This is a genomic window from Cognatishimia sp. 1_MG-2023 (genome assembly GCF_030548175.1).
Taxonomy (GTDB): domain Bacteria; phylum Pseudomonadota; class Alphaproteobacteria; order Rhodobacterales; family Rhodobacteraceae; genus Cognatishimia.
On the sequence record NZ_JAUORX010000005.1, the window covers coordinates 42,148 to 61,048 of the forward strand.

The 18,901-nt window shown below is 51.5% G+C and carries 18 protein-coding genes; 12 read left to right on the top strand and 6 right to left on the bottom strand.

Annotated features, from left to right (window positions below):
• The first annotated feature begins 74 nt into the window (after positions 1-74).
• From Q4544_RS09925 to Q4544_RS09940, 4 genes are all read left to right on the top strand, one after another.
• Positions 75-584, top strand: coding sequence for a peptidylprolyl isomerase (locus Q4544_RS09925; protein WP_303505827.1), 510 nt, complete (start codon positions 75-77; stop codon positions 582-584).
• Positions 574-1,125, top strand: coding sequence for a peptidylprolyl isomerase (locus tag Q4544_RS09930; RefSeq protein WP_303505830.1), 552 nt, complete (start codon positions 574-576; stop codon positions 1,123-1,125). The genes Q4544_RS09925 and Q4544_RS09930 overlap by 11 nt, the downstream gene beginning before the upstream one ends.
• Positions 1,126-1,209: 84 nt before the next feature.
• Positions 1,210-2,184: a DUF3179 domain-containing protein gene (locus tag Q4544_RS09935; RefSeq protein WP_303505832.1), complete on the top strand. Its 975-nt coding sequence runs from the start codon at positions 1,210-1,212 to the stop codon at positions 2,182-2,184.
• Positions 2,185-2,574: 390 nt separating this feature from the next.
• Positions 2,575-3,855, top strand: coding sequence for an ABC transporter substrate-binding protein (locus tag Q4544_RS09940; protein WP_303505834.1), 1,281 nt, complete (start codon positions 2,575-2,577; stop codon positions 3,853-3,855).
• A 287-nt stretch (positions 3,856-4,142) separates the two neighbouring features.
• Here the strand turns inward: Q4544_RS09940 and Q4544_RS09945 are convergent, their stop codons facing one another.
• The 6 genes from Q4544_RS09945 to bcp all read right to left on the bottom strand — a co-directional run bounded on the left by Q4544_RS09945 (position 4,143) and on the right by bcp (position 9,186).
• Positions 4,143-5,012 (bottom strand): hypothetical protein, encoded by an 870-nt coding sequence (locus tag Q4544_RS09945; protein WP_303505836.1) that lies wholly within the window; start codon positions 5,010-5,012, stop codon positions 4,143-4,145.
• A 2-nt stretch (positions 5,013-5,014) separates the two neighbouring features.
• Entirely contained in the window at positions 5,015-5,536 is a 522-nt protein-coding gene (locus tag Q4544_RS09950) for a hypothetical protein (protein ID WP_303505838.1), read from the bottom strand.
• 420 nt (positions 5,537-5,956) lie between these two features.
• Positions 5,957-6,442 carry a polymer-forming cytoskeletal protein gene (locus Q4544_RS09955; RefSeq protein ID WP_303505840.1) on the bottom strand — a complete coding sequence of 162 codons (486 nt, stop codon included), beginning with the start codon at positions 6,440-6,442 and terminating at the stop codon, positions 5,957-5,959.
• On the bottom strand, positions 6,432-7,742 hold the full coding sequence (locus Q4544_RS09960) for a M23 family metallopeptidase (RefSeq protein ID WP_303505842.1): 1,311 nt from the start codon (positions 7,740-7,742) through the stop codon (positions 6,432-6,434). The genes Q4544_RS09955 and Q4544_RS09960 overlap by 11 nt, the downstream gene beginning before the upstream one ends.
• A 143-nt stretch (positions 7,743-7,885) precedes the next feature.
• Complete coding sequence (locus Q4544_RS09965; RefSeq protein ID WP_407063043.1) at positions 7,886-8,722, bottom strand: ferritin-like domain-containing protein; 837 nt, start codon at positions 8,720-8,722, stop codon at positions 7,886-7,888.
• 2 nt (positions 8,723-8,724) lie between these two features.
• Complete coding sequence (gene bcp, locus Q4544_RS09970) at positions 8,725-9,186, bottom strand: thioredoxin-dependent thiol peroxidase (RefSeq protein WP_303505845.1); 462 nt, start codon at positions 9,184-9,186, stop codon at positions 8,725-8,727.
• A 90-nt stretch (positions 9,187-9,276) separates the two neighbouring features.
• Here bcp and Q4544_RS09975 point away from each other — a divergent pair, with 90 nt between their 5' ends.
• From Q4544_RS09975 to Q4544_RS10010, 8 genes are all read left to right on the top strand, one after another.
• Entirely contained in the window at positions 9,277-12,582 is a 3,306-nt protein-coding gene (locus tag Q4544_RS09975) for a DUF3971 domain-containing protein (RefSeq protein WP_303505847.1), read from the top strand.
• Positions 12,583-12,612: 30 nt separating this feature from the next.
• The gene (queA, locus tag Q4544_RS09980; protein ID WP_303505849.1) at positions 12,613-13,659 is read left to right on the top strand and encodes a tRNA preQ1(34) S-adenosylmethionine ribosyltransferase-isomerase QueA; all 1,047 of its coding nucleotides are present in this window, start codon (positions 12,613-12,615) and stop codon (positions 13,657-13,659) included.
• 94 nt (positions 13,660-13,753) lie between these two features.
• Positions 13,754-15,019: an MFS transporter gene (locus Q4544_RS09985; RefSeq protein ID WP_303505851.1), complete on the top strand. Its 1,266-nt coding sequence runs from the start codon at positions 13,754-13,756 to the stop codon at positions 15,017-15,019.
• A gap of 94 nt (positions 15,020-15,113) precedes the next feature.
• Positions 15,114-15,695, top strand: a complete 582-nt coding sequence (locus Q4544_RS09990; RefSeq protein ID WP_303505854.1) for a DUF924 family protein — start codon at positions 15,114-15,116, stop codon at positions 15,693-15,695.
• A 136-nt stretch (positions 15,696-15,831) separates the two neighbouring features.
• Positions 15,832-17,226 (top strand): dihydrolipoyl dehydrogenase, encoded by a 1,395-nt coding sequence (gene lpdA / locus Q4544_RS09995; protein ID WP_303505856.1) that lies wholly within the window; start codon positions 15,832-15,834, stop codon positions 17,224-17,226.
• Between the two features lie 18 nt (positions 17,227-17,244).
• Positions 17,245-17,805 (top strand): methyltransferase domain-containing protein, encoded by a 561-nt coding sequence (locus tag Q4544_RS10000; RefSeq protein WP_303505858.1) that lies wholly within the window; start codon positions 17,245-17,247, stop codon positions 17,803-17,805.
• Between the two features lie 158 nt (positions 17,806-17,963).
• Positions 17,964-18,320 (top strand): hypothetical protein, encoded by a 357-nt coding sequence (locus Q4544_RS10005; RefSeq protein ID WP_303505860.1) that lies wholly within the window; start codon positions 17,964-17,966, stop codon positions 18,318-18,320.
• Between the two features lie 93 nt (positions 18,321-18,413).
• Complete coding sequence (locus Q4544_RS10010; RefSeq protein ID WP_303505862.1) at positions 18,414-18,887, top strand: tRNA (cytidine(34)-2'-O)-methyltransferase; 474 nt, start codon at positions 18,414-18,416, stop codon at positions 18,885-18,887.
• The last annotated feature ends 14 nt before the right edge of the window (positions 18,888-18,901 follow it).

Below are 18,901 nucleotides of genomic sequence, written 5' to 3' on the forward strand. Positions count from 1 at the left end.
TAGGTCAATGCTGGCCTTGGCATTCCGGCGCTCCATGATTAACTTGCCCTCAAATTAGACAACAGGAGCGCCAAATGGCCGACTATAAAGATCCCGAAAACACAATCCTGATGGAACTCAAAGACGGCACCGTTGCCATCGAACTTTTGCCAGACGTTGCACCTTTGCACTCTGAGCGCATGAAGGAACTCGCGCGTTCCGGTCAGTACGACAACGTTTGCTTCCACCGCGTAATCGACGGCTTCATGGCGCAAACAGGCGACGTGGCCAACGGTAACATGGAAAACGACTTCAACCTACGTGCCGCAGGCACAGGTGGATCAAACCTGCCAAACGTCAAAGCTGAGTTCTCCAAACTGCCACACGACCGCGGCACATTGGGCGCAGCACGCTCCCAAAACCCAGATTCTGCGAACTCTCAGTTCTTCATCAACTTCAAAGACAACCACTTCCTGAACGGCCAATACACCGTTTATGGCCGTGTGATCTCTGGCATGGAACATGTTGACGCCATCGTAAAAGGCGAGCCACCTGCGAACCCTGACCGTATGGTTTCCGTGAAAGTTGCAGCAGATGTTGCGTAATCTCGCAATCATCGCATCTTTGGTGGCAAGCCCTGCGCTTGCCACTGGCATCCAAGTGCAAGTCGAAGGCGAGGGTGCAAACGGCACCATCAAAATCGACCTGTTCGAAGACGTGGCCCCAAAGCACGCCGAACGCATTGCCAAACTGGCAGAGCAGGGCGCATACGATAACGTGGTCTTCCACCGCGTGATTGATGGCTTCATGGCGCAAACCGGTGATGTCGAACACGGCACCATGGGCAGCGACATGCGCCGCGCAGGCACTGGCGGTTCTGCTTTCCCAGACCTACCAGCCGAATTCTCGGACCTGCCGTTTGACGCAGGCGTTGTGGGCATGGCGCGCAGCCAGAACCCAAATTCCGCCAACAGCCAGTTCTTCATCATGTTTGATGCAGGTTACTTCCTGAACGGCCAATACACCGTTGTCGGAAAAGTCACCGAAGGCATGGATGTGGTTGATGCCATCAAACGCGGCGATCAACGCTCCGGCGCCATCAAAGGCCAGCCAGACGTTATGAAAACGGTCACAGTCACCGAGTAAGACTTGGTCACAACACCGTGTGCGGGGCTATTCAAACGCCCCGCGCCAGCGCATCCTTTTTCCAATGAAAAATGGAGCGCACCCATGTCCTTTCAAAAACTCTTTCTGGCCACCGCGCTGTGCCTTTCGGTGACAGCCGCCTCCGCCAATCCAAAATCTTGGGCCCGTGAATGGCCCACCACGGATTTCAACAACACCTCAATCTCCAACTGGTCCGAGATCATGTCCGGTGGCCCGCCCAAAGACGGCATTCCCGCCCTCAGCGATCCTAGCTTTATCAACGCCAGCGATGAATCTCGCATCGGCGACCGTGAGCCCGTCATTACCCTAGAAATAGACGGCCAAACCCCACGCGCCTATCCCATCCGCTATTTGACATGGCATGAGATCGTGAACGACAAGGTCGGCAACACCCCCGTCGCCGTCACCTTCTGTCCGCTCTGCAACTCCGGCATCACCTTTGACCGCCGCACATCCGCAGGCGTGCTGACCTTTGGCGTCTCTGGCAAACTGCGCAATTCCGATATGGTGATGTATGACCGCGAAACCGAAACTTGGTGGCAACAAGCCATCGGGCAGGGGATCGTGGGCCAACTCAATGGCGTTGAGCTCACCACATTACCCACATGGATGGAAAGCTGGGCCGAGTTCAAATCCCGCAACCCAGCAGGCCTTGTCATGGATGAACCCGGCTACAACCGCAGCTACGGCGCCAACCCGTATCGCGGCTACGACACATCCCGCAAACCGTTCTTGTACAATGGCGAGAACCCACCCCACGGCATTTCCCCACTCGCCCGCGTGGTCCGCGTCGGCGACCGCGCATGGCCGCTTGAACGTTTCGAAGCGACCCCCGAAGTCACCGAAGCAGGCGTGACCATCTCATGGAAACCCGGCCAAGCCTCAGCGCTTGACGGCGGCAACATCGCCAAATCCCGCGACGTCGGCTCCATCCGCGTCAAAGACGGGCAGGGCAACGATCTGCCCCACGACGTCATGTTCGCCTTTGCCTATCATGCGTTCTGGCCAGACGGGGAATGGATGCTCGGAAATAGATGATCCTCTCAGAGCTTAGTAAAAGCGCCGCCCACATCGGGCGGCGTTTTTCGTTGAAGCTCTATGAAGGTCACTGCAAGGCCTTTTAGCGGGGCATCTTCATCGTACCAAGCCCGTCGTTTTGAACGCCTAAAAGGTGGCGTTATGGTCAAGCAGACTTGGATAGCAAAAAGTAAAATTCCCAAGCCATTGTTTTAACTTCGTAAAATATATCTGTGTGTTCTAAAATATTAATACTTGACTCATATTGATATTATGAACCTATAATCCCCCCTAACCCCTAATGCGCAAAAAGGAGCACCGGCCTGTCAAAACAGGACACCACAGCAGCGCAGCGCTGATCATAACGACGCGTAGGGGCGTCGGTGCAATAATTCAACTGGGAGGAGAATTATGAAAAACTTTTTGAAGGCCGGTTTCTCGGCCGCCATTGCCATGCCTATTTTACTGTCCACAGTGGCCACGCCAGCTATTGCACAGGAATCGAATAACACCATTCGTGTCATGCATATGCACGCAGATCCGCACAACCGTGATCCACGGCTTGCAATGTTTGAAACCTGTGGCGAAAAGTTCGGGTATGAGATCGAAGAGATCTTTATCCCTTATGCGCAGTACGAAGTTCTTTTGCCCGTTCAACTGGCCAGCAACAACCCACCTGAAATCTACGGCACTTGGCCGGGCGGACGTGTACAGTTCCAAGCTGAGAACGGTAAAATTGTCAATCTCGGCGAAAATTGGGATGCTGTGAAAGACGAGATCTGGCCGGGCGTTCAATCCGTTGCAACCGAACCAGATGGCAATGTCTATTCCGTACCTTATTCCATGCTGCCAACAACCTTCTGGTACAATCGCACTGTGTTCCAAGAACATGGCATTGAGGTACCAGAAACGTGGGATGCGCTTTTGGCTGCGGCTGAAAAACTGGATGCAGCCGGTGTCACCCCATTTGCATTAGGAGCACAGGGCGGCTGGGAACCTCTCTTCTGGTTTGACTACTTCGTGCTGCGCACAGCCGGATCTGATTTCCGCAAGCGCCTGATGGTTGGCGACGAGAGCTACCTTGATCCGAAAGTGATCCACGCGATGGAGCTGTGGTCTGTTTTGGTGAAACGCGGCTATTTCAACGATAACATCTCCAGCGCAGGCTGGCGTGAAATGGGCAAAAAGATCATCTCTGGCGACGCAGCGATGGAATTGATGGGGCCATGGACTGCGGGTCTGTTTAAAGACGCCGGTCAGGTTGCCACCGTGGACTACGGCATTTTCCCATTCCCTGTGATTGACGAAAACATCCCGTCTGCCACAGAAGGGGCCGTTGAAAGCTATGCGCTTAGTGGCGGTGGGCAGAACGTTGAAGGCGCGATGAAGGTTTTGACCTGCATCACGGATGTTAAGGTTCAGACCCAGTTTGCGGCTGATCTTCAAGAGCTTGCAGCGAACCGTCACGTGTCAAAAGACGTCTATGAAACGCCGGAAGCCAAGGCATTCATTCAGACCTACTATGACATGCTCGATGATCCATTCCATCAAAACTTGGAACTGGCCGCACACCCAGGTGTGACCGAAGTTGCCAAACGTGAGTTCCCGCGCTTCCTCGCATTCCCAGATCAGTTCATGGATGTTCTGAAGGTTCTGGAAGAGCGTCGGTTGGATCTACACGGCGACAACTGATCCAGGTTGGATTTGACTAAGAAAGAGCGCGTCTGGTTCAGGCGCGCTCTTTGTGTTGCAGACGTTAGACAGCACTTTGATTGCGCGTGAACCCGTCTTTACTTTGAAGTCGACGGCGACACACCACCACAAGGCATTTCGCCCTGCTTGCGGCGTCATAGTCGCCTTCGCCTATCACGTGTTCTGGCCAGACGGGGAGCGGATGCTGGGAGGCGGATGAAACGGAAAACGCCACCTGATGGGGTGGCGTTTTTGCTGTTGGTATCAAGGCGGATATATTTGAAACGTTAGTTAATTGAACGTTTGGAGTTTGTGACGAAAGTATCGGCGGAAAAGATGCCTTTATAGACGCTTTCTTCCAGAAAACTTAGTACGACCTTGAGGTCTCGTTTCTCAGTTGGGAGTACGATCCGCCCTTCTACCTCATTTATATTTAAGCCAACCGATGCTGCTCGCGAAATAATGTCGGAAGCGTTATGGTTTTGTAAAACTCTGGATTTTTTGATGCCGCGTATAAGTTTTCGGCAACGCTCGTCCATATGACTGTCGAATAAGGCTTTGTTTTCAATTGAAAATGCAGAGTTTTTCGCAAATTCGTCAATTTCATGCGCCGTTGCCGCTTCAAAGTGCTCCTGTACCGTTAAAAAGCTTCTTAGAACCGGAAAACTCTCAAACATTACCGTTTCTGATTTGATAACAGCGCTCAGTTTTTCTCCTAACGAAAAACCATGTTCATTAAGTTTACCAAATATATTGGCGTTAAATGTTAAAGTTAAACTCTTTCGCTGCAAATACTGGGATGTTTGAAATTTTTGGACAAGAATGTGATCTTCGAATAGGCGAGAATGCATAAAAAGCGCTTTAATTCCTGCAGATGCATAATCTAGAATATCTACTAGAGGGTATGCACCCGCACCATTCACTCTAGTTTCGTTTATTTGCCCAAGAAGAGCTGGATCTCGAATACTTAGAAGTTCGTTTCCATCTGGTTTCCAGTCGCCATTAAATTCGATAGGTTCGTCTTTTCCATCAAAAAACTGACGCTCTTGAGCCTCAAACATCTGTTCAACTTCGTCCTGAACTCCTCTTTCCAACGGTACGCGCCGTACTACATTTTTGTTTTTCTCGCGACAAAGTGCGAAAAGGGTTCTACACATATCTACTCCGTTTCGAATATTACATAGGTTCCAAGTTCAATTCCACGAATGGTGATGTTCCCTTGGCGGATTGTTCGTTTTGTAATGAGAATGCTGGTCACATTTTGCGGTGTTCCAACCCGGTAGAAATGCCATTTGAAAGCACCTAGCAGGGGGTTGAAAAAATAGCTGTGGCTGGTCACAGCGATAAACGCGAAAATAATAATTGTTGGGATCCACATGACCCAATTTAATGTTTCAAAGTCTGCTGTGAAAAGTGGCATTAAGTAGAGCAACATAATTGCCATGTTTTCTCGGTCAGCAGGTTCAACAGTTGTAATGATGTGCTTTTCGGCAGCAGGAGCTCTTGTTGAACGGGTTGATTGCAAGATGGCTAAGCAAATAAAAACCAGTGCAGTTGAGCCACCTGCCAGCCAGAAGAATGTTGCCCAAGCATTGTTGAAAAGAGCAACAAAGGAATATGTAAATCCTACCGGCGCTATCGCAGTTGCCGTTAGTGCGAGGCGGGCGAAACTGTTAAACATTATGTTTTCCGTTTTGGAGCAACGAGTAAATTCGTATTAGATGCCCATCATGCAAATAGCGTTACTTTGTTTGAAGTTTTTGTATGTCTAAGTTCTAATCACACTTTTATGGAGCTATTTTTTGTTCGGCGCAACTATTGCGATTGTTCGTTGCGTTGTCGAGAAAATCGCTTCAAATTAGTTTGGCTTGGTGGTGTAGCTAAAATACTGAACGAAACCGATGCATCATAACACAGCCCCCCCGAATCGTACGTTTCAGCCCTCCAAACGTACGAATTTCCACATTTACGAAATCAAATCCCACAGTGCGGCAGGGTAGGGAACGGCTAACCCGTGGTTAATATCCACAGCGTACGGTGGGGTCACAAATGAAAAAGGCACCGCGATGCGGTGCCTTTCAAAATTGGGTCTGGAACAGGCTTAGCCTTGTTCAACAGGGGTCTTTGATTTGCCGGACAGCGGGTCGTCTTGGCGCTGTACAGAACCTTCAAAATGCGCACCGCTTTCGATCGCGATGGTCTTGTGGATGATGTCACCTTCGACACGTGCAGTCGATGTCAGGCGGACTTTCAAACCACGGACACGGCCAACGATACGGCCGTTGATCACAACGTCATCGGCCATCACTTCGCCTTTGATTGTTGCGGTTTCTCCGATAGTTAGCAGGTGCGCACGGATGTCGCCTTCGACAGTGCCTTCAACCTGAATGTCACCAGTTGTCTTCATGTTGCCCTGAACGTGCAAGTCTGCGGACAAGATGGATGCCGGTGGTTTCGCCTTAGGGGCGGTGGATTTCATATCTGCTCCTTTAGGGGCTGCCGGAATAGGGGCAGCTTGTGGAGCAGCCGGTTTTTCTGTGGCTTCGGCCTTGGCGCCGGGCTCGTTGATTTTGCTTTTAGAAAACATCTCGTGCAGCCTTAATAAAAGTCATCGGGTTGACGGCCTTACCATTAACACGCACCTCATAATGCAGATGCGTCCCAGTAGACCGCCCAGAATTGCCCATATCACCAATATGTTCCCCACGCGAGACCCTTTGACCGACATTTACGCGGATTTTCGCCAAATGGGCATAGCGCGTCTCGATTCCATTCGCATGTTGGATCTTGATCAGCCGTCCATAACCAGACGACCAACCGGCATGGGTGATCTTTCCGTCGGCCGTAGAATAGATGTTTGTGCCATGTGGCCCCGCAAAGTCGGCACCCTTGTGCATCCGCCCCCACCGCATGCCAAAGCCACTTGTGTAGCGGACAGAAGTTTTCACCGGGTTAGCGAAGGGTACGGTCTGTGCAGCAATGCGGTACATGTTCAAACGATCTAGATCGTTCAGCAATTTATTCGCCCGCAAAGCATCCGCCGAAAGTGCCCCGCCAGAGGTAGAGATTGAAAGAGGCGTTAATGGACCGCCCTGACCGCTGTAGCCGCGACGTACTTCATCAAGTAAAGACTTGGTCGACAGGCCAGCTTGCGAGAACATCTTTTCTAAGGGTTCAACAGAAACGGTCATCGCGTCTTCGAGTTGACGGAAGATTTGGTCGTTCTTTTCCTCAAGCAGTTTCAGCTCAAGTTCCATGTCTTCGGCATGCTGGACAGCCTGCTGTGCTTGCTCAAAGACGTGGTCGCGCTCTTTTGCGGTTTCGGACAGCGCAATAACAAGGCTTTCAACGCCATCAGTGTTGATGTCGCCCGCAATCGCAACTGTTGCTTCGCCAGAACCAGAGGCTTGGGCGTTTGCCAAGTTGGTTCGCGCTTCTTCGCGCTGCTTCATCGTGCGGCGGAGGGTGGTTTGGATCACGTCGATCCCAGTTTCCAGCTCACGGCGGCGGGTTTCAGAGGCCAGCAGTTGCGACTGCATCAACGAAATCTGATCGAGCGCTGCGTTAAACCGGCTTTGTGCCGCCAATGCTTCAGAAGATCGCGCATCGCGTTCGTTGGAAATTTCGTTCAAACGTAACTGATACGTTTCCTGATCGCGCTTTGCTTGTTCACGGAAATTACCCGAGCCAATGCTATCCATAACTAAGACAGCAGTCGCGATAATGGACCAAGCGACGAGGAAACCGAATCCGGCAAATGCGACAATCTGAGTGCCTGGACGCAGGCGAATAAATCGCGTGTCCGTGTCAGACCGAAGAAAGAGTCTGCGTTCCGGAAAATGTCTTTCCAAGATCGCATGAATTTTGATCACCAGACGTGTTCTCACGGCCCGTCCCTTATTATTCCCAATCGGCGCGCCGCAAATTGTCCCCTTCGACGCCGGAATTTCCTTAACCAGCGCTCGGCTTTTGGGCAAGGAATTTCCAGAGATATGGAGGGAAGTGGCAGTTTTCGCACCGAAATCGGCGTTTATTTGCCGTCGCTTACACGTTTTGCGGGTATTTCATCTGCGAGTGGCCAGTAGAAGTCTGGCGGTAACCCAGCCTCTGCGCGCTTCTCTTCGTTGAACGGAGGCTTCGTTCCGCCGCGGAAGTATTTTCGAACGAGTTCGTGGAATACTTCTTTGGGATCAAGGTTGTGACGGCCGCAAAGAAAGTGAAACCACTTAGAGCCATAGGCAACATGTCCGACTTCTTCGGCATAGATGATTTCAAGCGCTTCTACGACTTTATCTAGTTTTGCACGCTTGAATACGTCGATCATCCCCGGCGTGACATCAAGCCCACGCGCCTCAAGAACCATTGGTACAACGGCTAATCGGCCCATGAAATCTTCGGCTGTATCCTCGGCCGCGCGCCACATGCCCGCGTGGGCGGGAAGGGCACCGTAAAAGCTGCCAAGGTCTTCGAGGCAATCACTTACCAAATTGAAATGTTTGCTTTCTTCGTCTGCGGCTTTGACCCAATCGTCGAAATACCCAATAGGCATTTCAACTTCTGCAAACCGCGCAATGATGTCCCAGTGCAGGTCCACAGCGTTGAGTTCGATGTGCGCCACTGCATGAAGCAAAGCGATTTGCCCGTGGATACTTCCGGGGCGTCGTCGGGGCACATCACGCGGCGAAAGCAGTTCAGGCTTTTCGGGGCGCGCCGGTTGCATCGGTGGCTTGGCTGAACCGATAGAGATCGCATCACCTGCCTCGCGTGCCGCAAACCAAGCTTTGGCATAGTCGCGCGACAGTGCTGTTTTTTCACGGCCATCGGCCGTCGTTAGAACATCGACAGCCATTTGGGACAGGGATTTCATCGTCATAGGTTTTGGGCCGCCGCAAGTACATCTTCGACATGCCCGGGTACTTTGACCTTGCGCCAGATTTTGGAAACTTTGCCTTCGCTGTCGATCAGTACTGTCGTGCGCTCAATCCCCATAAAGGTCTTGCCGTACATCTTCTTTTCTTTCCAAACGCCGTATTGTTCGCAAACGTCGGATTCTTCATCTGATAGTAGGGGGACTGTTAGTTCGTGCTTGCCGCGGAATTTGCCGTGGCTTGCAAGGCTGTCTTTTGAAATGCCAAAGACTTTCACACCTGCGGCATCGAAGGCGTCTGATGCTGCGCTGAAATCAATGGCTTCGACGGTGCAGCCTTTGGTATTGTCGCGCGGGTAGAAAAACAGCACAACTGCACTAGGCTTAAGATCACTCAATGTGATTGGTGCCCCATCTGTTTCTGGCAAAGTGAACGCGGGCGCGTTATCGCCTATCTCTAGCATGACATCTCCTTGGGGTTTTTCTTTAATGGCTATATGTTACGCCGGACAACGCAACAAGACTCCAAGGTAGCAGGATTTACTGCGTTCCATATGACTGAACCTTCTGAAGTAAAAAAATCACGTCGCGGAATGCGGATCAGCCTATATTTCATGGCTGTCGTTGTTTGCTTTGCTTTGTTGATTACGGGGGCGGTTGCCTATTCGATTGGGCGCACTTTTGATGTGGCGCCTTGGTTAAAAAACATCGCAGCGACCCGGTTTTCAGAGGCCTTGCCAGATGCGGATGTGTCTTTTGACCGGATCACGGTGCAGGTCTCGAATGATTGGCACCCAAATATTCGGCTAGAGCGCGTTTTGGTGAAGCCAAAGGACGGTGGACCCACCCTCGAATTTTCCGAGGCTGAAACGACACTGTCCTACCGTCGCCTGCTGAGGCGTCAAGTCGCTCCACGAGACATTCGTGTGAGTGGTGTGTTTCTAAATGCACGCCGAAATGAGGCTGGGGACGTTGGCGTAGCCGTGGGTGGGCCCATGGGAGAGGCAGCTGCAGAGGCCACGTCTTTGGATACTTTGGTCCAGCAGATTGATGAATGGCTTAGCCTGTCGCAGTTTGAACACCTGACATCTGTCGAAATTGATGCGGTTACCATTCAATTTGATGATCTACGTGCCAACCGGGCCTGGACCGTGGATGGGGGGCAGATGAAATTGTCGCGTAAAGGCGATGATTTGCAGCTGTCGTCTAACTTGGCGTTACTGGGTGGGCGCGATTTCGTTTCTACGCTTGAATTCAATTACCAAAGTGAGATTGGTTCATTAGCTGCGCAGTTCGATGTGAATGTCGATGATGTGGCTTCCGAAGATATTTCATCTCAGTCTCCGGCATTGGCCTGGCTTGACCTACTGCGTGCACCCATTTCAGGTGCGCTGCGCGTCGCAATTGATGATCAAGGGAACCTTGGACCCTTGTTTGCCAGCTTGGAAATCCAAGAAGGGGTATTTCAGCCACGTGACGCAGTAAAAGCTGTGCCGTTCCAATCTGCGCGAAGCTTTTTCACGTATCTTCCGGAAACCAATACGCTGCAATTTGATGAACTCTCTATCGTGAGTGCATGGGGAAACGCGCGCGCGGAAGGCAAAGCGCATCTTGTCGGGCTTGAGACTGGATTACCTGACAGTCTTGTTGCGCAATTCCAACTGACCGAATTGTCCGGTAACCCGGCGGACTTATTTGATGCACCTGTATCACTTGATCGGGTGAGCGCGGATTTTCGACTAAAGTTCGATCCGTTCGAAGTTAACTTTGGCGAAGTGCTTATTCAGGATCAGGGGCACTCGTTGATTTTGGACGGTAATCTTTCGGCCACGGAAAACGATTGGAACGTTGCATTAAACGGCCACATGGATGCGTTGGATGCGCGTCGTGTTGTGGCATGGTGGCCTGAAAGGGCGGCCGCAAAAACAAGAACCTGGATTGACGAGAACATTCATCAAGGGCGTTTAACGGATATTAATTTTGCGATCCGTTCCAAGCCACAAAAAAAGCCCGACGTATATGTAGATTTTCACTTTGACGACGCGACCGTGCGGTATGCCAAAACTCTCCCTGTTGTGGAAAATGGCAAGGGGCAGGCTGTTCTGTTTAACGATCGCTTTAGTGTCATCGCACACGAAGGTGTGGTGTCGCCCGGTAAAGGCGGCGCAATGGATATTTCTGGAACGACGTTTGTTATTCCAAATGTCGGTGCGAAATCCACACCAGCTGAGGTTGGCTTAAGCACGTCTGGCACTGTGACAGCTACTTTAACGTTGCTGGACCACAAGCCGCTGAACTTCTTGTCAAAAGCAAAACTGCCGACGGATCTTGCGGATGGGCAGGCCCGGGTTCAGGGTGATTTGAAACTTAAGTTGGTGAAAAAGCTTAAGGCTGAAGACGTGCAGTTTAACGCAACCGCAGAGCTGACCGATGTTAGAACATCGCATTTTACGCCTGAAAAAGTTGTTGCTGCTCCGCTGCTTTATGTGTCTGTCGATAATGATGCATTAGAGATATTTGGCCCCGGACGTATCGGGGGTGTGCCGTTTGATGCGCAGTTTAAAACGGCGCTCACGGCGAATAACGGTGGCAAAAGTCAGGTGCGCGGTACTATTGAGCTGAGCGAACGGTTCATTGATGAATTCGGGATCGGTTTATCGCGGGACATGGTCAGTGGCGTGTCCAAAGGCTCGTTTGAGTTGGAACTGCAAAAAGACCAACCGCCTACATTTTCTGTGCAGTCTGATTTGATTGGAACAAGGCTTGGATTGGCCGCGATCGGATGGGGTAAAGGGGCACGTCAAAAAGGCAACCTGCGTGTAGATGGCCGTCTGACAAAGCCGCTTCAAGTGACTAACTTGGTGCTTGAAGCACCTGGGTTATCCGCCAAAGGCGACATCACATTGAAACCGAATGGGGCGCTTGATGTTGTGCGTCTTTCAGACGTTCGAGCTGGGTCTTGGTATCGGGGTGGTGTGAACCTAATTGGCCGCGGCGCTGCTTCGCCAGAAGTACGTCTTGTGGGTGGATCGCTGGATATGCGCAAAACGCCAACGGCAACAAACGGTGGCGGTTCAGGTGGCCCATCGGCCAATGGTACCCGCATTCAGGCTAACCTAGATCGGCTTACGATCTCCGAAGGCATCACACTGACAAAATTCAACGGTGACTTTTCAACGGTTGGTGGGTTTAACGGCAAATTTCAAGCCGCTGTAAACAATGGCGCGCAGATCACCGGGGTGGTTGTTCCGCAGGGCAATCGTAGCGCTGTCCGCATTCAATCAAATGACGCTGGAGGAACGCTGCGCTCTGCCGGTGTTGTCGAACAGACGCGCGGTGGCACATTGGATCTAACGCTTCGCCCTATCGGTGCGCCGGGCAATTACGACGGTCAGTTGATTGCGCGAAACGTGCGGATCAAAGATGCGCCTGCAATGGCAGAGCTATTAAACGCGATCAGTGTGATTGGATTGTTGGAACAACTTGGTGGCGATGGCATCGCCTTTACTGAAGTTGAAGCGCGGTTCCGTCTGACACCGTCGCAGGTCGTGCTTTCGCAGGGCAGTGCCGTTGGGACGTCGATGGGGCTATCCATGGATGGCGTCTATGACCTTGTGAACAGCCGTTTTGATATGCAGGGCGTGATCTCTCCGATTTACCTATTGAACGTGGTAGGCAGGCCGATTGCGCGCAAAGGCGAAGGCCTGTTTGGCTTTAACTATCGGCTTTCAGGATCATCAGATAATCCGACAGTGCGCGTGAACCCTTTGTCGGTCTTGACGCCGGGCATATTACGCGACATTTTCCGCCGCCCGCAGCCTAAGACATCTGATGATTCCTCTGAAGCGGTGCAGAACTGATCTTCTCTTACGCAGCAGGACGCCGCCGCTATGCAACTTTCCGATTTTGACTTCGATCTGCCAGAGGCATTGATCGCTACGCGCCCGGCGTCTCCGCGCACCTCAGCCCGCCTTTTGGTGGCGCAGCAAGATCAAATCACAGATGGGCGCGTGATTGATTTGGTAGATTACTTTCAGGCGGGCGACCGGCTTGTTCTGAACGATACCAAGGTTATCCCAGCGCGATTAACTGGCTACCGCAGCCGTCAAAGCGCGCAGGGCGATACAACCGCTAAAATCGAAGTCACCTTGCTGGACCCCAAAGCAGATGGCCAATGGTCAGCTTTGTTAAAGCCGCTCAAGAAAGTTAAAGAAGGCGAAGTGATTGTCTTTGCCGATGACTTTTCAGCAACCTTGATTGAGAAATCAGAAGGCCAAGCTGTTTTGCAATTCGATGCCAAAGGGGATGCATTTGATAAGGCCTTGAACGCGGCGGGTGCGATGCCATTGCCGCCCTATATCGCAGCAAAACGCGCGGCAGATGATCAAGATAAAACCGATTACCAAACGGTCTTTGCCCGCCATTCTGGTGCGGTTGCTGCCCCGACAGCGAGCTTGCATTTTGATGAGGATCTGCTCGGAAAGCTCCGTGACAAAGGTGTTCAGTTTACGCATGTCACTTTGCATGTGGGGGCAGGTACGTTTTTGCCGGTAAAAGTCGATGACGTGCTAACACATAAGATGCATTCTGAATGGGGTCGCGTGAGCGAGTCCGCTGCTCAAGAGATCGCTGCGACGAAAGCCGCAGGTGGTCGCGTTATTCCGGTTGGTACAACCGCTTTGCGTTTGATCGAAAGCGCGGCGCGTTCCGGTGAGGTCGAGCCGTGGGAAGGTGAAACTGACATCTTTATCTATCCGGGTTTTGATTTTCATGTCGCGGATGCGCTGATGACCAATTTTCACCTGCCCAAATCCACCTTGATGATGCTTGTTTCTGCGCTAATGGGGCAGGAGCGTGTGAAACGCATTTATGAGCATGCCATCAAAAACGAATATCGGTTTTTCTCTTACGGCGACTCATCGCTGCTGATCCCATAATCAAAAAACGTCACTTTCGTTCTATTTTTGTCGCGTTTGGGGATTTACACCCATCTCGCCTAAGCTAGGTGCGTGCGAACAAAGGAGACTGCAAATGGGCCAGTTCGTGTCAGGCGCTTGGGCGCTATTGTTGGGATTATTGTTGCTGATGGTTGGCAACGGCATGCAGGGCACTCTGCTCGGCGTGCGGGGCGAAATCGAGGGCTTCTCGACCGCTGAAATGTCCTTTGTCATGTCAGCCTATTTTGTCGGGTTTCTGGGTGGTTCACGATTGACCCCCGAAATGATCCGGCGTGTGGGCCATGTGCGGGTTTTTGCGGCGCTTGGTTCGTTTATCTCTGCAGTATTGGTTCTATTCCCGACAATTACAGAGCCTTGGGTTTGGGTGATTGCACGCATTGTAATCGGATTTGGCTTTTCTGGTGTGTATGTCACGGCCGAAAGCTGGCTGAACAATGCCGCCACCAATGAAAACCGTGGAAAAGCACTGTCTCTTTATATGATCGTTCAAATGGTCGGGCTTGTCGCCGCTCAGGGCATTCTTGTGCTTGGCGATCCGTCAGGCTTTGTTTTGTTCATCATTCCATCAATTCTAGTTTCTATTTCTTTTGCGCCCATTCTGCTTTCCGTCTCACCAACACCTGCTTTTGAAAGCTCTAGCTCGGTGAGTCTGAAAGAGCTTTTTAATACGTCACCTCTTGGGTTTGTTGGGGTTTTCTTACTGGGCGGCATGTTCGCGGCGCAGTTTGGTATGTCTGCGGTTTTTGGAACTATGATTGATTTGACGATTAATCAGATTTCCATGTTTGTCGCTTCTTTCTATGTCGGTGCGACTTTGATCCAGTACCCGATTGGTTGGATATCTGATCGCATGGACCGCCGTCTGTTGATTTTGATCGTTGGTGGCGTCAGCGTTTTTGGAGGGGCCTTGGGGCTAGCCTATGGCACGCGTTTTGAAATGCTGCTGCTGTCTGCGCTCATTCTCGGTGGTACTGTGAACCCTCTGTATTCATTGCTTGTGGCCTATACGAACGACTTCGTGTCATCGGACGAAATGGCTGGAACTTCTGGCGGGATGCTCTTTGTGAATGGCTTAGGCGCCATTGCAGGCCCAATTGTTATGGGTTGGCTCATGACGGCATACGGCGCGTCCGCCTATTTCATGTTCCAGTGTTTTTTGATGACAGTGCTTTGTGTTTATGCCGCTTACCGTATGACAATTCGCCCAGCACCAAATGTCGAAGAAACGGGAACGTATACGCCTGTATCGCTGGCCTCAACACCGGTGGCTTGGGAAGTTGCGCAAGAACATGACCAACAAGTAGCGGCAGATGCCATAGAACCGGAGAATGAGAGGTAAATGTCGAGTTTGCAGCATTTTTTGACTTTTGTTTAGGGCTATGACCTGCGTAACGTTTTTGTAACGAATTTTATTTCTCAAAGGGAGCAGGGCTATGGCAGGGCCTGAGGAGATACTGAACTTTTGGTTGGATGAAGTGGAGCCAAGAGATTGGTATGTCGCTGACGACGATCTAGATCAGATGGTACGAACTAAATTTGAGCCGACATGGCGCAAAGCTATGCAAGGCGGGCTTGGACAATGGCTCACCTATGCGAGCGGATCGTTGGCCTATGTGATTTTGATGGACCAGTTCTCGCGCAATATGTTTCGGGAAGATGCTAAGAGCTTTGCGTCCGACCGGCGGGCACTGGCTGCTGCAAAATCTGCCATCAAGAACCGCTGGGATATGAAAATTGATGAGCCTGCGCGCATGTTCTTTTACATGCCATTGATGCATTCCGAAAACCTTTGTGATCAGGATCGTTGTGTCCGTTTGATCAAAGAACGTTTGCCGCAAGGGGGCGAGAACCAATTGCTTCATGCGCGGGCGCACCGTGCGGTTATTCGCCAGTTTGGGCGCTTTCCAACACGAAATGCGACGTTGGGCCGACGCTCTACCGAAGTTGAGCAAACCTATCTGGATGCAGGTGGTTACGGATCTACCGTTAGAGAATTGCAAAACGCAGCAGCGTAATCGCAAATTTGTTACGAGAAACCCGCGTAGTTCACGCGGGTTTTTTTATTTTATAAGGCGTCTTACTGGAAAACCCGATTGCACTTCGTGACAAGCGCCGTAAGGTCATGGGAAACAACCTTGACGGAGGGAACCCATGGCCGCCAAATCCTTTGATATGATCGTGATCGGAGCAGGACCAGGGGGCTATGTCGCAGCGATACGAGGCGCGCAGCTTGGTCTGAATGTCGCAATTGTAGAACGCGAACATATGGGCGGCATTTGTTTGAACTGGGGGTGTATCCCGACGAAAGCGCTTTTGCGGTCCTCTGAAGTGTTTCACTTGATGAACCACGCCAAAGACTACGGGTTGAGCGCTGACAATATTTCCTATGACCTTGATGCGGTTGTGAAACGTTCGCGTGGTGTGGCCAAGCAGCTGAGTGGCGGCATTGGGCATTTGATGAAGAAAAACAAGGTCACCACCTTTATGGGCGAAGCGACTTTGCCGGCCAAAGGGCAGGTGACAGTAAAGACCGATAAAGGCACGGAAACCCTGACGTCTAAGCATATTATTGTTGCGACGGGTGCGCGGGCACGGGAATTGCCGGGGCTTGAGGCGGATGGTGATTTGGTTTGGACATACAAAACCGCATTACAACCGCCACGTATGCCGAAGAAACTTTTAGTCATTGGATCTGGCGCGATTGGCATTGAATTTGCAAGTTTTTACAACACTTTAGGTGCTGAAACGACTGTAGTCGAAGTCATGGATCGCATCTTGCCTGTTGAAGATGCAGAAATTTCGGCCTTTGCAAAAAAATCCTTTGCCAAGCAAGGCATGAAGATCATGGAAAAAGCCATGGTGAAAAAGCTGGATCGTGGCAAAGGCAAAGTCACCGCGCATATCGAAGTGGGCGGCAAAGTTGAGAAGCAAGAGTTTGACACTGTGATCTCTGCCGTCGGGATTGTGGGCAATGTCGAGGGGCTTGGCCTTGAGGGGCTGGGCGTAAAAATTGATAGAACTCATGTGGTTACGGATGAGCATTGCCGTACAGGTGCTGAGGGCGTCTATGCGATTGGCGATATTGCGGGTGCACCTTGGTTGGCTCACAAAGCAAGCCACGAAGGTGTTATGGTTGCGGAATTGATTGCGGGTCAGAAACCGCATCCGGTGAAGCCAGAAAGCATTGCAGGCTGTACTTATTGTCATCCGCAGGTCGCGTCTGTTGGGTTTACCGAAGCCAAGGCCAAAGAGGCCGGTTATGAGATCAGAGTTGGGCGTTTTCCCTTTATTGGCAATGGGAAAGCCATTGCTCTGGGTGAACCAGAGGGCATGGTGAAAACGATCTTTGACGCAAAAACCGGCGAGTTGCTTGGTGCGCATATGGTTGGGGCGGAAGTGACGGAGATGATCCAAGGTTATGTTGTTGGTCGCACGTTGGAAACGACCGAAGCAGAGTTGATGGAAACGGTCTTTCCGCATCCGACATTAAGTGAGATGATGCACGAAAGTGTTTTGGACGCCTTTGATCGGGCGATCCATATCTAGTCTAAAGGTTAATTGAGCATGACCAGTCTAAACCGGGTGATGATGAACCGCCGCAGCCGTCGTATTTTGCGGGACGCGGGTATTGAAAACATGGATGTTGCTGAGATTTCAGGGCATTGGGGCAAGAACCTCAACTCGAAATCCTATGTGCAATACCGCTATCCGGGTCATGATATTTGCAAAGGTCCGGTGAAATATGCGGATGGTGAAGTGTTAAAATATGACATGATTTTAGCAAATCAGGTTTGGCAACATTTGGACCGTCCGTATGCGGCTGTGCAGAATGTTTTAGAAATGCTGCGGCCCGGTGGATACTTTTGGTTGGCCGTGCCGTTTTTCATGCCGCATAATCCGTCGCCTGTTGATTGCTCGCGTTGGTCGGCACGGGGGTTGCAGAACCTTTTGATCGAAGGTGGTTTCCCAGAAAATGATGTGAAAGCAGCGCAGTGGGGCAATCGCGAGGCGATGAAACGCAATCTGGAAGAAGATTGGCCGCCGGTTTATGACGAGGACAAAGACAGCCTCGAAAACGATCCGAATTGCCCGGTTGTGGCCTGGGCCTTGGCGCGCAAAGCTTAGCTGTTGCGCGTCTGATGGACGTCGAGTGCACGTTTGGTAAATCTGGAAATTCGTACGTTTGAACGCCTGAAACGTACGATTCGATAATTCGGGTGTGGTGGGTTGAAAACCCACCCTACGGCGTCGCGATTTTGTGCAGAATGCGTTATGATCGAACGATGTCTTATCTGCTGATTAAGGGTTTTCGTGTTTTTGGTCTGTGTGCCTGTGTTGGGATGGCGTCTTGTTCGGCGCCGAACCATTTGGGCAATCCGGTGTTATTGCCGGTGAATGCGATCAGCGCGGCGATCGAGAATGCCAGTTATGATCGGCGGCGGGGAAAGGTCAAAGCGTGGATTGCAGAGCATGAAACGGCGATGCGGTCTGAGCAGTTTGAGGGACCGGTCACGCAGGTGCTGCTTGACGCGATGCCAGCCGCGCGACGAGGGCAGGCTAGGGCGGATTTGAAAGAGGCGGCACAGCATAGCGATTATGTAGAGCGGGCGACGGTTGTTGTGATGGTTTTGGGTGGGTGAAAAACGCGCGTTGTTTTTGAGGGGGCAGTTGGGGTAACAGCAGTCTGGCAACAGGCGGATTTTGCGCCTGTGATTTAGAAGGCGCATTTGTCCATGGCTGACCCTTGTTTGAAGATCGTTCTGGTGGCCCCGGAAATTCCGTATAACACCGGCGCGATTGGGCGGACCTGTGTGGCGTTGAACCTCGAGTTGATTTTGATCAGGCCCTATGGATTTTCGTTGGACGAGAAATCCGTGCGTCGGGCGGGGACGGATTATTGGAAGCACGTGAACCTAAGCGAATATGACAGCTGGGAGCATTTCCTAGAGGTGCGCCAACCTGCGGAAGATAGCCTGTATTTCTTTGAGGAACACGGTGCGCGCAGTGTTTATGACCCAGAGTATAAGCCGGATGGGTATTTGATCTTTGGCAACGAATCCAGAGGGTTAACACCAGAAGTTCTGGAAGGGCATGACGACCGGATTTTCAACCTGCCAATGTTGAGCCCACTGGTGCGGTCGCTGAATTTGGCGAATACGGCGACGGCGGTTATTTATCAGGCGATGCGTCCGCAATTGGGCGGGTGATTGGCTATTTTCTC

Excerpts from the sequence above, each read along its gene's own strand:
- Q4544_RS09925 (WP_303505827.1), top strand. The coding sequence starts at position 75 with ATGGCCGACTATAAAGATCCCGAAAACACAATCCTGATGGAACTCAAA.
- Q4544_RS09930 (WP_303505830.1), top strand. The coding sequence starts at position 574 with ATGTTGCGTAATCTCGCAATCATCGCATCTTTGGTGGCAAGCCCTGCG.
- Q4544_RS09935 (WP_303505832.1), top strand. The coding sequence starts at position 1,210 with ATGTCCTTTCAAAAACTCTTTCTGGCCACCGCGCTGTGCCTTTCGGTG.
- Q4544_RS09940 (WP_303505834.1), top strand. The coding sequence starts at position 2,575 with ATGAAAAACTTTTTGAAGGCCGGTTTCTCGGCCGCCATTGCCATGCCT.
- Q4544_RS09945 (WP_303505836.1), bottom strand. The coding sequence starts at position 5,012 with ATGTGTAGAACCCTTTTCGCACTTTGTCGCGAGAAAAACAAAAATGTA.
- Q4544_RS09950 (WP_303505838.1), bottom strand. The coding sequence starts at position 5,536 with ATGTTTAACAGTTTCGCCCGCCTCGCACTAACGGCAACTGCGATAGCG.
- Q4544_RS09955 (WP_303505840.1), bottom strand. The coding sequence starts at position 6,442 with ATGTTTTCTAAAAGCAAAATCAACGAGCCCGGCGCCAAGGCCGAAGCC.
- Q4544_RS09965 (WP_407063043.1), bottom strand. The coding sequence starts at position 8,722 with ATGAAATCCCTGTCCCAAATGGCTGTCGATGTTCTAACGACGGCCGAT.
- bcp (WP_303505845.1), bottom strand. The coding sequence starts at position 9,186 with ATGCTAGAGATAGGCGATAACGCGCCCGCGTTCACTTTGCCAGAAACA.
- Q4544_RS09975 (WP_303505847.1), top strand. The coding sequence starts at position 9,277 with ATGACTGAACCTTCTGAAGTAAAAAAATCACGTCGCGGAATGCGGATC.
- queA (WP_303505849.1), top strand. The coding sequence starts at position 12,613 with ATGCAACTTTCCGATTTTGACTTCGATCTGCCAGAGGCATTGATCGCT.
- Q4544_RS09985 (WP_303505851.1), top strand. The coding sequence starts at position 13,754 with ATGGGCCAGTTCGTGTCAGGCGCTTGGGCGCTATTGTTGGGATTATTG.
- Q4544_RS09990 (WP_303505854.1), top strand. The coding sequence starts at position 15,114 with ATGGCAGGGCCTGAGGAGATACTGAACTTTTGGTTGGATGAAGTGGAG.
- lpdA (WP_303505856.1), top strand. The coding sequence starts at position 15,832 with ATGGCCGCCAAATCCTTTGATATGATCGTGATCGGAGCAGGACCAGGG.
- Q4544_RS10000 (WP_303505858.1), top strand. The coding sequence starts at position 17,245 with ATGACCAGTCTAAACCGGGTGATGATGAACCGCCGCAGCCGTCGTATT.
- Q4544_RS10005 (WP_303505860.1), top strand. The coding sequence starts at position 17,964 with ATGTCTTATCTGCTGATTAAGGGTTTTCGTGTTTTTGGTCTGTGTGCC.
- Q4544_RS10010 (WP_303505862.1), top strand. The coding sequence starts at position 18,414 with ATGGCTGACCCTTGTTTGAAGATCGTTCTGGTGGCCCCGGAAATTCCG.